Origin of the sequence: Fibrobacter sp. (assembly GCF_017551775.1) — a bacterium.
In the GTDB taxonomy this organism is placed as follows: Bacteria; Fibrobacterota; Fibrobacteria; order Fibrobacterales; family Fibrobacteraceae; genus Fibrobacter.
Genome location: NZ_JAFZKX010000012.1, coordinates 23,462 through 36,596, shown reverse-complemented (window position 1 = coordinate 36,596; position 13,135 = coordinate 23,462). Strand labels below are relative to the sequence as shown.

Below are 13,135 nucleotides of genomic sequence, written 5' to 3'. Positions count from 1 at the left end.
GTGATTTTTAAGATGGTTAGGATGAAAATTTTTAGAAAACCGGAAATATATTGCGTTTTGGTATTGATTCTTTCTTTGTGGGGAATGCTGGAATTTTTCCCAAAGATTGAAAATGTCCGGTTGGTTCGGGACACCGCTACGCAGGAATCGTCTTTCCCGTTGCTGATGAAAATGGAGAAGGGGGAAAGGTTCAGCGTGGAATTCGATGTCAAAAGCAGACTTTCGAATTACGACCTGAACATAATTCCGGATGACTGTGCGGAGATTGTCATCGTTAACGGCAGCATGGTCGACCTGAACCATATCCAGGGTAATTGCAATTTTGCGAAGGGGTTCGTTCTGCGCGATAGCGTAACGGCTCCTTACAAGGTCGGGGACAAGACGCATTACTCGTTCTATCTGATAAACAACGGCGGCGATGCGGGGCTGAACGTGCTCGTGAAGCAGGCGTCGGTTTTGCCGATCGTTCTGTATGTCCTGATTGTCTTGTCGCTTGCCTCGCTTTGCCTTTTGCTTGCCCGGCGGTTCGGACTTGGTTGGGGACTGGCCTTTATCATTTTCGCCGCGGTCGTCCTGAGGATGGTGTTCTTTATAAATGCTTCGTATAAGACTTTCTCGTACGACGTGGAAGGCCATATTGGGTATGTGCAGTACATTATCGAAAATCGTTCTATACCCGGAGTCGATGATTGCTGGACCTGTTACCATCCGCCCGTATATTATGTCGCTGCGGTGCCTTCGTATCTTATCGGCGAGTGGATCGGGCTTCCGGGCACGGCGGGCTTGCAGGCGTTCAGCCTTTTGCTTTCGATACTGACGCTCTTTTTCGGGATGCTTTTCTTGCGGAATTTCTTCTCCGGGAAGGCGCTGGGTATTGCGTCTGCCTTGTGGGCGTTCTGGCCCGTGATGATTCTCGTGTCGCCCCGTATAGGTAACGACCAGATGTTCTATATGCTGCACATGCTCTGCATGTGGTGCGGAATGAAGTACATCAGGGATGGACGGGGGCGGTTCCTGATTGTCGCCGTGATTGCGACCGCGCTTGCGATGTGGACCAAGGCGACCGGCTTTGTAACTCTCGGGACGCTCGTCTTGTTCATGGCTTGGGGTTACTGGGTGAACGTGCGGGGACGCAAATTTAGATGCTCCGAGTTGGTGGCCGCGGGAATGTTCTTGGCGCTGGTCGTTGCCGTCGTGTTGCAGCACCTGCTTGGCGATAACGGCCTGGTGGGCAATTCAGGCGGGTTGAATGGCCAGCTGAGAGTCGGGAGCGAGGCTTTCAACTACATATTCTTTGATTTGAAAAATTTCGTGACAAGTCCGTTTACTAGCGCATGGAACGACGATTTCGGACGCGTGTATTTCTGGAATTATGCTTTCAAGACATCGCTCTTTGGGGAATTTGAAATGCTGCGGAGCGTGGTGGGCCGGAATTTCGCGACATTGCTGAGCTGTTCGTTCCTTGGCCTCGTGGTTTATGCGCTGCGCGGTTTCTGGAGGACCAAATTGCAGATGGTCCACTGGTTCCTGCTGTTGCAGGGGACGGCTTTCGTTGCCGCGCTGATGTTCCTGCGCATCCGGCATTCGTTCGCGTGCAGCAACGATTTTCGCTACATATTGCCCGTAATCATCTGTTTTGTCCCTTTCGTGGCGCAAGGAATAACATGCGAAGGGGCTTCCCTCAAGTGGAAAGTACTCGGATACGCCCTGGTTTCGGCTTTTGTCGTGTGTACGGCGATATTGCTTATTCTTGCCATGTGATGCTGAGGCGTTTTTTCGGGAAGATTTATTAAATTTACCTTGAATGCTTTCTGCTGTCGTGACATCGTTGCGCAATAAGTTCCCGAGGAAATCCCTCGCGGGGCAGTTCCTCCGTTACCTCGTGACGGGCGGGCTTGCCTTCGTCGTGGATTTCGGACTTTTCGCACTGTGCCTGTATACGTTCGGGTGGCATTACCTGCTTGCGAATTTGGTAGGCCTTGTCGCGGGCCTCGTGCTCAATTATGCCATGAGCATCGTGTGGGTGTTCACCGCCTGCAGGCGGACGCTCGAAAAGCAGAAAACCGTGGAATTTTTCTTGTTTACTCTGGTGGGGATAGCCGGGGTCGGCATTAACGAGTCGCTCATGTACCTGATGGTCCATGGCCTTTCGCTGAACGAGATGCTGTCGAAGGTCGTTGCCGCTGTGCTTGTGCTCATGTGGAATTTCGGCGCCCGGAAACTTTTGCTTTTTAAGAAAAAAAAGGAAGATTAAGATGGCCTTGGAAAACGATTCGAAAAAGAAGATTGCCGTAATTGCGGGCGCTGGTCCTGCGGGTCTGACGGCGGCATTGGAATTGTTGCGTACGACGGACGTGAAACCGGTCATCTTCGAAGCCGAAGACGTCATCGGGGGAATTTCCCGTACGGCGCGCTACAACGGGAACCGCATGGATATTGGCGGTCACCGCTTCTTTAGCAAGAGCGATACCGTGATGGACTGGTGGCAGGGAATCTTGCCGCTGCAAGGTGTCGCGAGCAAGGACGACATCGCCATCGGGCGCTCCGTCCCGCTGGTGGCCGGCGGCCCCGACCCCGAGAATACGGACTACGTGATGCTCTGCCGCAGCCGCCTGAGCCGTATCCTCTTCCTCCGCAAGCTTTTCGATTATCCGGTGAGCCTGAACGGCGACACCATCCGTAACCTCGGGTTGTGGCGCATGTTCAAGATCGGCATGAGCTACATCAAGGTGCAGCTGCTCCCCGCCCGCAAGGAAAAGAGCCTCGAAGATTTCATGATTAACCGCTTCGGCGTGGAACTCTACCGCACGTTCTTCCGCGACTACACCGAGAAGGTGTGGGGCGTGCCGTGCAGCAAGATCAGCCCGGACTGGGGCGGACAGCGCATCAAGGGACTTTCCATCACCAAGACGGTGGTGCACGCCGTAAAGCAGATTTTTGCCGGCAAGAAGAAGTCCGAAGCGGGAGCCGCTAACGGTGCGGATATCCGCCAGAAGGATACCGAGACGAGCCTTATCGGCCAGTTCCTCTACCCGAAATTCGGCCCGGGCCAGCTCTGGGAAACGGTCGCCGAGAAGGTGAAGGAAGCGGGTGGCGAAATCCGCATGAACGAGAAGGTCGTGGGCGTGAACCGTTCCGCCGACGGCAAGCGCGTCGAGAGCGTTTCCGTCGAAAGCATGAGTTCCGACGGCGTCGTCATGCGCGAAACTGTCCCGTGCGATTACTTCCTCAGCACCATGCCGGTGAAGGAACTCATTGCGGGGATGGACAGCGAGAAGACTCCCGTTCCCGACGAGGTCAAGCGCGTCGCCGAAGGCCTTGTCTACCGTGACTTCATTACCGTGGGCCTTCTTCTGGACAAGCTGCTCATCAAGAATCCGGCGAAGCCCGGCACTCCCGAAAGCAAGCTCAAGTTCGTGGCCGACAACTGGATTTACGTGCAGGAATCCGACGTGAAGCTCGGTCGCATTCAGATTTTCAACAACTGGAGCCCCTACCTGGTCGCTGACCCCGAGAAGGTGTGGATCGGTCTCGAATACTTCGCTACCGAGGGCGACGAGATGTGGCGCATGCCCGACAAGGACTTCATCAAGTTCGCGATCGAGGAACTCGACAAGATTGACGTGGCGAGGCCCGAAGACGTGCGCGACTCCGTGGTGTTCCATATCCGTAAGGCGTACCCGGCCTACTTCGGTACTTACGCCGAGTTCGACAAGATTCGCGAATACGTGGACCCGATCGAGAACCTGTTCCTCATGGGCCGCAACGGCATGCACAAGTACAACAACATGGACCACAGCATGCTTGCCGCCATGGAAGTCGTGAAGTGCATCCGTGAAAATTCTACCGACAAGACGGCGCTCTGGAACGTGAATTCCGAAGAGGAATACCACGAAGGAAAGAAGTGATGCTTGCGAGGCTGAAAAAGTACCGTGAACTGATACTCGTGCTGGGCGCGGTTTTGGCCGCGGTACTGTACTGGGTTGCAAGCCCGTCGATGAGCGACGCTATCCTGTATCGCGCAGGGGGCGCCAAGACGCTCCCGATGCCGGTCAGCCTCCCGATGGGGCAGGAAGAAGGCTTTGCCATTGAACTGGATGTCTCGTCGGGGCTTGGTGGTGACTTTACGCTTGATATCCATCCGGACGACTGCGTGACGAACCTTATGGTGAACGGCGTTGATCTCCCGTTCCGGACGTATCCGGGCTATTGCAGTTGGAATACCGGATTCAGGCTGTCCAAGTCGGAAATGCAAAAGCATGTTGGCAAGGATGTGTCGAAATTCCATATCGAGATTGCCCTGCGCAACACCAGCGGCCTCGGGGGAATGTCTGTCGGGTTTCTGGCGGACAGCTTCTTGATGAGTTTCTTTTCGGTGCTGTTCTTCCTGTGTCTTGGCGGCCTGATTTTTTCTGTGGGTGGTCGCTTCAAGATCGATTCGCACCTGCTGTTGATTTTCTTTGTGGGGCTGCTCCTGCGCGTCGCCTATACGCAGTCGACGTTCTTCGACGAACGCGGTCACGATACGGGCGGACACCTTCACTATATCCAGCTGATTGCCAATGACCATCACATTCCGGAGGCAAACGAGTGCTGGACCTGCTATCATCCGCCGGTTTATTTCGTTGCGGGCGCGGGCGTCTGGAAGGCTTCCGGATGGCTCGGCTTTGCTCCCCAGAATGCGGTGAAGTGGTTCGACTTCCTGATATCGCTTGTCGCGCTCGGTTTTGGGCTCGCGTGCATCCGCGAACTTTTGTGGGGCAATCCCCGCTATATTGCGGCCCTGCTTTGGAGCCTGTGGCCTAGCTTTATCCTCGCTTCGCCGCGGATTGGCAACGACATCCTCTTCTACGCGATGCATGCAATTGCGCTTTGGGGCTGTATCCGCTACATCCGGACGAGCTTGGGCAAGTACCTGCTTGTCGCCGTGCTGTCCGCGACAATCGCGTACTGGACGAAGTCCACCGCGGTCGTGACATTTGGGCTTGTGGGCGTTACGGTGCTGGTGCATACGGTGCCTCGAGTCCTGCGTAAACTTTCCCGCATGGAATGGGCCTCTCTCGCAGTCTTGCTGGTTGCCGGCATAATCGTCGTTGTCCGCGTGCTCGGCGGTGACGTCGTCGGCAATGCCGGCGGAAACGATAGTTCCGTCCTCGTGCAGAACAACCCCGGCAACTTCCTGTTCTTCGACATCCGCACCTTCTTGACGGAACCCTTTACGGATCCGTGGCACGACGAACTCGGCCGGCAGTTTTTCTGGAACTACCTCGCCAAGACGTCGCTGTTCGGTGAATTTAAACTATGGATGGAACCGGCGGGGCGGTGGCTTGCGTGTATCGCCAGCTTCTGCTTTGTTTTACTCGCGGGTTTCACCTTCGCTGGCCTCTGGCGTAAAAAGTGGAATAAGATTGACTTTGTTCTGGTCACGCAGGCGGTTGCCTTCTTTGCGGCGATGATCGCGCTGCGCCTCAAGTACCCGTTCTCGTGCAGCAACGATTTCCGCTATATCGTTCCCGTGCTCCTGTGCCTGCTTCCGTTTACCGCGGAGGGAATCTGCGGGAGCGGCACGAGTGTCAAGCGCCGTGCGCTCGGGTGGACTGCAGTGGCCGTCTTTGTCATCTCCGCATCCACAGTCGTGTTGAATGCGTGATGGTTGCTTGGTAAATGCCTGAGCGGGAGAACGGGTTGATAGAAAGAGTGGTTGGACTTGTGCAATGCATGGAAATTTGATAAGGAGATTCGCATGGAAAAACGCAATGTAAATACATTTGTCTTTTGGGGCATAATCTGCCTGCTTGCGAATATCCTTTGCACATATGCTGAAGGCTACGATGGCGACCAGAGTTTCTGGGTGGGCTGGACGCAGCAGCTCGTGGACGGGGGCTTCGGAAACTTCAAGGGCAATTACCCGCCGGTCTATGTCTTTTGGCTCTGGGTGGTGGCGCATATCCACAGCCTGTTCGGCATAGGCATCGGCAAGACTTTCTTCATGAAGTTCATGTGCCTCTGGCCCGTCTATTTTTCGCATGTGTTCTTGCTGGACTGGCTTTGCCGATTCATGGACCGGTTCAACTATCCCGAATGGAAACGGCATGCCCTTGCGGGCTTTGTCGCCTTGAACCCGGCGCTTCTGCTCGCGGGCCCGGTATGGGGCCAGGTGGACTTGTTCCCGGTGGTACTCGCGATTGTTTCCATCTACTGCATGGCGCGCCGCCGTACGGCGATATTTGCGCCGATGCTCTATGTGATTTCGCTGTTGGCGAAGTTCCAGATGATTCTCTTCCTTCCGATATTTGGAGGGCTCTTCCTCAAGCATTGGCGTTACTCCTGGCGTGGTCTCGCGCTCATAATCCCCGCGGTGGCGCTCGTGCTTTTGCCGTATGCCCTGGGCGGTAACCTGGTCGACATGCTCATGCGCTCCTATGTCAAGACGGTGGGGCAGTACCCCTATGCGACATTCAATGCGGCGAACCTGTGGTACCTCTGGGCGGGCAATACCGCATCCGACGCCGTTCCCGTTTGGGGCATCAGCGAATACGGGCTCGGATTCCTGTTCAAGCCGAGCATCATGGGCAAGGTCCTGTTCGTGCTGGTTTCCATATTTACGCTTGTCAAGACGCTGTTCAGCAAGAATATCCGTACCATATGGGGGCTCGCCTTCTTGAACGCGCTTGCCTTCTTTACGGTGCTCCCGGGTATGCATGAACGTTACCTGCTTTACGCCATCCCGGCAGGGCTCTGCTGGCTGGTTTGGGACACGCGTCGGGCCGGCCTGTGGAGTATCCTCGCGACGTTTGTTTCCGCGGTGAATGTCATGCTGATCATTTCGTTCAAGGGGCATCACGTGTGGAACTTTACCTCGGCGCTGGCGTGTGTGGTTCTTGTGCTTGCCGTGGTCTCGTTTGCGTTCCCGAATCTCTGGCGCTGGGGTTACGCGAAAATCGCCCGCATGAAATTTCCGCGCTTTGTCCCTTATGTGACGTTGTCTGCGGTACTTTTTGTCATGCTCGTCGTGCTTCTGGTACAGATGCAGCCCGTTTCCGTTTCTAGAACGGAAGAAAAGTTGTTGTTGACGGAAATGTCCATGAGGGTCGTGCATCAGGATTATAAGAAGCCTAGGACGGACTTTTCTGTCGACGGCGTCCCCTTGCAGGTGCGCAACAGGGTTTATCGCGACGGCATCGGTACGCATGCCGCGTCGACTTTGCGCTTCCGCTTGCCGGAGAAAGCCCAAAGTTTCCATTTTGGTGCGGCCATTGACGATGAAACATACGGGAATGGCGATTGTGAATTTATGGTGAAGCTCGATGGCCGTGTGGTCTGGAGCAGCGGGCGCATGACGGGCAAGGACCGCCCCAAATTCGATTCCGTTACGGTGGAAGGCCATGAAACCCTGGAACTCGTGACGGACCCGATGGGCTCGAATTCGAGTGACCATGCCGACTGGCTATTGCCTTACATAAAATTGCGATAATGTGTCTCGCGCTCGCCAATTTTGTATATTCTAGCCAAGTAAAGGATTTGATTCCGTTCCCGCGGTCGTTTTGAAGCGACTGCGGGGCTTCTGGAGTTGTCCGGTGACGGGGTGGAATCCTTATGGTTTTCTTTGCCAGATGTCGCGAAACGGCATCGAAGCAATCTGCTTGAGGAATTATGCGATTATTTGTGCTACTTGTATGTTTGCTGTCGGTCGGCCTGTGGGCGCGGCCAATAAATGACGGCAACAAGCTGTTTGCCAAGGGCGACTATGCCGGCGCACTCGAAAAGTACATGAAGGCCCGCGAGGCCGAACCCGCGAACCCGCTTCTGTTCTACAATATCGGAACGTGCCAGTACAGGCTCGGCAATTACGAAGAGGCCAAAAAGGAACTCGAGAGTGCCGTGCGCATGCCGGATAAAAAGATGGCGGCGAAGGCCGCCTACAACCTGGCGAATACGCATTTCCGCATGGGCGAGAAGGCCGCCGAGGGCAGCGAACGCATTGCCGCCTGGCGCGAGTCGGTAGCCTATTTGAAAAAGGCCATCGACCTAGACAACAACTTCGAAAATGCGAAGAAGAACGTCGAAATCGTTCAGCGCAAGCTGAAGGAAGAACTTGACAAGCAAAAAGAGAACAAGGACCAAAATCAGGACCAGAACAACGACCAGAAACAGCCGCCGCTTTCCGAGAAGGCGAAGGAAGTCCTGGCTCGTGCACTCCAGCTTTGCAAGGATGGCAAGTACGCCGAAGCGAAGGAGATGCTCGAAAACCTGATTGCCGAAGACGAGACTGCGGGCCAGTTGAGCGGCCACGTGCAGCGCATCGATGACGTCATCGAAATCAAGGCCGGCCGCAAGCCCAAGGCGAAGATTGACGCCAGCAACACTGACAACGACCTGGAGGTGATCTGATGAAAAAGATTATGCTTACAGTCGCAGTCATGTTCCTCGCCGTCGCGGCTTTTGCCGCTCCGAAGAGCGCGAGCGCCTATTACAGTGATGCCGCCTTCCAGTACATCGAAAACCGTCTGCCCTCTGCCGAAATCACTTGCAACGAAGGCCTGCAATACTACCCGAACGACCAGAAGTTGCAAATGCTCCTTGACCGCATCAAGGAGGCCAAGGACGAGCAGAAGAACGAGAACAAGAAGAACGACAAGAACCAGGATAACAACCAGGACCAGAATCAGGATCAGAACCAAGATCAGAATAAGGACCAGGATAAAGACCAGAATAAGGATCAGCAGAACCAGGACCAGAACGGCGATGGCAATTCCAGCGGGTCTGAAAGTTCTTCGAGCGAGGGCGATGACCAGAACCAGAATGGTGGCGGCCAGTCCAGCAGCAGCCAGGGCGGGGAAAGCTCTGACAGCAATGGCGGGCAGCAGCCTGAGCCGCAGCAGCCCGAAGAAAATTCTAGCGACAGCGAAGGTGGCGAGGAACCCCAGGAACAGCCTGTTCAGATGGGCGAGATGAGCCCCGAAGAGGCAGCGCAACTCCTGAAGGATTTCGACGAACAGAACGGCGAACGCAAACCCTGGAAACCTATCCGCGGGCAAGCCCGACCCGTTAAGGACTGGTAATTTTCCCCAAATAATATATATTCAAGGACATGAGACTTCATGCCCTTGTTTTTTTATGTGTGCTCTCGGCTGCGGCTCTTGTCGCATGCGGCGGTGATTCCGGTGCGGACGCCCCGGCAACGGAAAGTTCTTCCGAACAGGCGCTGTCGAGTTCCGTGCCGTCGCCTGAAAGCTCGTCTTCGAATTCCGCGCCGGTGTCGAGTTCTGCCGAAGAAAAATCGAGTTCTGCCGAGGTCAAGTCTTCGAGTTCGGAGGCTCCCGAATCGAGCGACACGCCCGCCTCCAGCAGCGAATCTGCGCCTGCGTCATCTGATGGCGACGACGGCAAGTGCACCGATTGCGACAGCTTTACCGCGGCCGACCCCGAACTCACCGAAAAGGGCGGCAAGGGTTCCGTGACGGTTTACGGGAGTACTGTCGTGAAAGAGACGAGCCTCGGTGGCGCCTGCAATTACGGGCAGACGAACATCCAGTATTATGCGGCCATCCATGTGAATGTTTCTCCCGGCGATGATAAGGGTCCTTGGGACGATGGCTTGGCGTGCGGCGGTTGCGTCCACGTGAAGGCGAGAACGCCCGACGGCTGGAAAGAAGTCACCGTGCGAATTACCGACAAGTGCCCCGACGCAAACTGCGGCGTGGACCTGGGCGGCGCTCCGGCCTATGATATCATGGGCAACCGAGAAGGCCGTTATTCCGGTGAATGGGAATTCGTGAGTTGCGAAGGCGTCGATGGCGTGTGGGGCGATTCTACTTCTATTTGGGTCAAGGACGGCGCAAGTGCGTACTGGAGCATCATTCAGGTGCGTAACCCGAAGGACATGGTCAAGACCATCTCAATTTACGGCGTGGATACGCGCGACTTCTATGAACTTGAAATGGTCGTGGGTACCGAGAACTTCTGGACGGTACCCCAGGCCGTCTTGCAGACCGATAACCGCTACCGCGTCGTCGTGAAGTACCGCACCGGAACCGATGACGAATGGCATATCAAGGGCTCCGAGCTAGCCGTGGGTGAGGCGAACCTGTACCTGCACGAGCATCGGGAATAGTTTGGAAAATCGTCAATGACGATTCAACTCATGGGCTGGCTATCGGATGGATTTTAATTGAACTTGCGTCCTTTCCATCTGATCGTTTTCTTTTTCGTTTTGTTTTCGTACCACATTGTGGCTATAATGTCTTTGCCGGTACGTGGTAGAGAGTAGGAAATCTGAGCGCCGTCACTCGTGCCGATTGCCACATCGAAGCCGACATCATGAGTTAGGCTCATTGTCTTCGAAGCGTTGTTATAGCGATAGAAGGAGAGCCCGTCATATTGACCGGCACTATACTTTCCGTTTACGAAACTTGTGATGCTGACGGCGAACAGTTTGTGTTTTTTGTCTGATTCGTTCCAGTAGCACATTTCAATTTTTGTTAAGTATTCTTCTTGCTTCCTCTCTAAAAGTATGTAGCCGTTTTTTTTATCGATGGTGAGTACTTCTCCCTCTTCCAAAGGCTTTCCCTTATGGTACTGCTCCCAGGTTTGCCTTAAGGAGTTTGCCAATTCGTCAATTTCGTAGTCTTCGTCGTCTTCATTGCCGGTCGGGGAAAGGTAGGCCGATACAAAATCGGTTATGGAGGGAGTTGCTCCTTTATATGTTACGCTGATGCCGTTTTGCGAAGCCAGGGCCAGAGAACAGCAGATGAAGATTATGGCTAATGATATTTTTTTTCATGTTGTTTCTTTTGGAAAAAGGTTTATACCATGCAATGTATAAAAAAAGAGTATTTGGTAAGATTGCTTTGCAATTAGTCTTTATTTTATACGTTTTATCAGAAAAACAGGCTTGCTGTTCGATAATGCTATTCATTTATTTTATATTACAACATAATCTTTGAGGGTGAGCGCTTGGGGAGATTACTTCCATTTTGTTAAAAGGAGAAAACACATGAAAAAAATACTCTTGATACTTTGCATCCTTGCCGGGGCTAGTTTTGCCCAGGTTGGTGTTTCGCTCGGACTCGGACCGTCTCAGGGCATGGTCGGTGTCGGGTACACCATGTTGGATGGTCATCTATCCGCAAACGTCCATTTGGCGTCCTACAACTCTGACTACGATTTTATGGGGGGAATCGGGATCGCCTATCGTTTTACGGGCTTGACTGGCCCTTACGTATTCCACTCTTCGGAATGGATAACCGGTGAAATGGAGGGCTTTACGATAACGAATGTGGACACGGAGGACGCTGAACTCATTGAACATAAGAGGGATATCAATTATTGGCGTTTGGTGTTTGGTTTGGGATATCAGCACATGTTTTTTAAGCATTTCGGTGCGTATTTCGAGATGGGCTTCGAGTTCTATGCTGGCAATGGCGGCTATTACACCCATTTCGATGTTGACAATGGAACGCTTGATAACGAGGAATTCGTTCTCCCTGCCGGTATCGGCATAGTCTTCGAATTCTAAAAAAGCGTAAAAATCAACAAAAAAAGCCGGTTTCGCGAGGAAACCGGCTTTTCGTGGATGATGCAGGGGTCGAACCTGCGACCCGCTGATTAAGAGTCAGCTGCTCTACCAACTGAGCTAATCATCCATTGTCGCTTGGACGTGCCCAATTATAGCAAAATCATGCCGTATGGCAAGGGTTTTGGCGGCATGTTCTAAAAATAAAACGTTTTGACCCGTCTTTCATCTAAAAGGAACCCTTTCCTGCATATTCACTAGTAACTAGTAACTAGTAACTGACAACTAAATTACTATATTCTCCCGCGTTGATTTTTATCAAACAGTTCACTTAATTAAATGGACACATTCCTATATGAATGAAACAGTACAGAATGCAGCTGATTCCGCAGTAGCTCCGGCCCCGGCCGAAGCCGCCGTCGCCGAAGCGGCTGTGCAGCAACCGGCTATCGTTGCAAGCGAACCGGCTGCCAAGGTGAAGGGCAAGTTCGACGAACAGCTCGGGCTCATGCTCCCCTCCGACGCAGCTCAGGTCCAGGCGCAGCTTTCCATGCCGGGTATGAGCGATGACATGGTTTACAAGATCGTGGAAACCCACGGCGGTAACCATGCGGTTCTCTACAAGACTTACGACCAGGCTGTGCTTGCCCGTGACGTGCGCGATTCCATCGAGAACGCCGCCGGCCACAAGGTGCTCCCCATCGCGAAGGCGAAGCTCGGGACCACCTACTGCAAGGGCGAATACTCCACCGAACAGGGTTGCAAGGGCGAAGCCGACACCTTCGGTATCGGTTCCCTGGTTGAATTCCAGGCCACCGGTCTTATCGTGGTGATGGTGGTGATCGTGGGCCTCACGGTGCTCTGCTACCTCATGAACTTCATCATGGCGAAGCTCGGCCTCAACAAGATCAAGGCTCCGGCCCCCGCGGTCAAGGCTGCTCCGGCTGCCGCCGCTGCTCCCAAGACGATCGCTCCGGCCCACTGCGACTGGGATCCGAACGCCAAGAGCGTCCACCCGGGCTTCACCAACAAGCAGCTCCAGGCCTTCCTCGGCATTGCCGCTGTGGCCGCCCTGGAAGAACACCCCGGCATGAGCAACGATACGTTCCTTGCCCTGGTGACCGCTGCTGCGACCCAGGCCATCGGTCAGCCCTGCCGCGTGACCGCCTACAAGAACATTAACTCCCCTGCTTGGACGATTGTCAAGTAAGGTCAACTTTTAAAACTTAACAGGCTTATAAGCCAGGAAAAATCAAAATGAAGAAAACAGTCCGTATCAGTTTCGAAGGCAAGACCTACGACGTCGAAGTTGAAGTTCTTGATTCCGCCGTCGCCGCCGCTCCGGCAGCCCCGGTTGCCGCTGCTCCCGCAGCCGCTCCTGCTGCCGCTCCCGTCGCTGCCGGTGGCACCGAAGTGAAGTGCCCGCTCGCCGGTTCCGTGTTCAAGCTGAAGGTCAAGGTTGGCGACAAGGTCGAAGCCAACCAGGAAGTGGCTATCATTGAAGCCCTTAAGATGGAAAACCCGGTCGTCGCTCCTTGCGCCGGCACCGTGAACTCCATCTCCGTCAAGGAAACCGATACCGTCGTCGACGGCCAGACCCTGATGACCATCGCCTAAGAG

At 54.2% G+C, this 13,135-nt stretch carries 12 protein-coding genes and 1 tRNA gene; 11 read left to right on the top strand and 2 right to left on the bottom strand.

The window, feature by feature from the left end; all coding sequences use genetic code 11:
* The first annotated feature begins 63 nt into the window (after nucleotides 1-63).
* From IK012_RS01110 to IK012_RS01075, 8 genes are all read left to right on the top strand, one after another.
* Nucleotides 64-1,761: a glycosyltransferase family 39 protein gene (locus tag IK012_RS01110; protein WP_290949472.1), complete on the top strand. Its 1,698-nt coding sequence runs from the start codon at nucleotides 64-66 to the stop codon at nucleotides 1,759-1,761.
* 43 nt (nucleotides 1,762-1,804) lie between these two features.
* Complete coding sequence (locus IK012_RS01105; protein ID WP_290949470.1) at nucleotides 1,805-2,254, top strand: GtrA family protein; 450 nt, start codon at nucleotides 1,805-1,807, stop codon at nucleotides 2,252-2,254.
* 1 nt (nucleotide 2,255) lies between these two features.
* The gene (locus tag IK012_RS01100; RefSeq protein WP_290949468.1) at nucleotides 2,256-3,908 is read left to right on the top strand and encodes an NAD(P)/FAD-dependent oxidoreductase; all 1,653 of its coding nucleotides are present in this window, start codon (nucleotides 2,256-2,258) and stop codon (nucleotides 3,906-3,908) included.
* Nucleotides 3,908-5,650 carry a glycosyltransferase family 39 protein gene (locus IK012_RS01095; protein WP_290949466.1) on the top strand — a complete coding sequence of 581 codons (1,743 nt, stop codon included), beginning with the start codon at nucleotides 3,908-3,910 and terminating at the stop codon, nucleotides 5,648-5,650. The genes IK012_RS01100 and IK012_RS01095 overlap by 1 nt, the downstream gene beginning before the upstream one ends.
* Before the next feature lie 93 nt (nucleotides 5,651-5,743).
* Complete coding sequence (locus IK012_RS01090) at nucleotides 5,744-7,474, top strand: NPCBM/NEW2 domain-containing protein (protein ID WP_290949464.1); 1,731 nt, start codon at nucleotides 5,744-5,746, stop codon at nucleotides 7,472-7,474.
* A gap of 191 nt (nucleotides 7,475-7,665) precedes the next feature.
* A complete protein-coding gene (locus IK012_RS01085) occupies nucleotides 7,666-8,391 on the top strand; it encodes a tetratricopeptide repeat protein (protein WP_290949462.1) in 726 nt (241 codons plus the stop codon).
* The gene (locus IK012_RS01080; protein WP_290949460.1) at nucleotides 8,391-9,062 is read left to right on the top strand and encodes a hypothetical protein; all 672 of its coding nucleotides are present in this window, start codon (nucleotides 8,391-8,393) and stop codon (nucleotides 9,060-9,062) included. The genes IK012_RS01085 and IK012_RS01080 overlap by 1 nt, the downstream gene beginning before the upstream one ends.
* Nucleotides 9,063-9,091: 29 nt before the next feature.
* Complete coding sequence (locus IK012_RS01075) at nucleotides 9,092-10,114, top strand: hypothetical protein (protein ID WP_290949458.1); 1,023 nt, start codon at nucleotides 9,092-9,094, stop codon at nucleotides 10,112-10,114.
* A gap of 53 nt (nucleotides 10,115-10,167) precedes the next feature.
* Here the strand turns inward: IK012_RS01075 and IK012_RS01070 are convergent, their stop codons facing one another.
* The gene (locus IK012_RS01070; protein WP_290949456.1) at nucleotides 10,168-10,611 is read right to left on the bottom strand and encodes a hypothetical protein; all 444 of its coding nucleotides are present in this window, start codon (nucleotides 10,609-10,611) and stop codon (nucleotides 10,168-10,170) included.
* A gap of 385 nt (nucleotides 10,612-10,996) precedes the next feature.
* Here IK012_RS01070 and IK012_RS01065 point away from each other — a divergent pair, with 385 nt between their 5' ends.
* Nucleotides 10,997-11,518 (top strand): hypothetical protein, encoded by a 522-nt coding sequence (locus IK012_RS01065; protein WP_290949453.1) that lies wholly within the window; start codon nucleotides 10,997-10,999, stop codon nucleotides 11,516-11,518.
* A gap of 54 nt (nucleotides 11,519-11,572) precedes the next feature.
* Here the strand turns inward: IK012_RS01065 and IK012_RS01060 are convergent.
* Nucleotides 11,573-11,645 (bottom strand) — tRNA-Lys (locus IK012_RS01060).
* Between the two features lie 225 nt (nucleotides 11,646-11,870).
* Between IK012_RS01060 and IK012_RS01055 the strand changes: the two genes are divergently transcribed.
* The gene (locus IK012_RS01055) at nucleotides 11,871-12,725 is read left to right on the top strand and encodes a hypothetical protein (protein WP_290949451.1); all 855 of its coding nucleotides are present in this window, start codon (nucleotides 11,871-11,873) and stop codon (nucleotides 12,723-12,725) included.
* 47 nt (nucleotides 12,726-12,772) lie between these two features.
* Entirely contained in the window at nucleotides 12,773-13,132 is a 360-nt protein-coding gene (locus IK012_RS01050; RefSeq protein WP_072809292.1) for an acetyl-CoA carboxylase biotin carboxyl carrier protein subunit, read from the top strand.
* The last annotated feature ends 3 nt before the right edge of the window (nucleotides 13,133-13,135 follow it).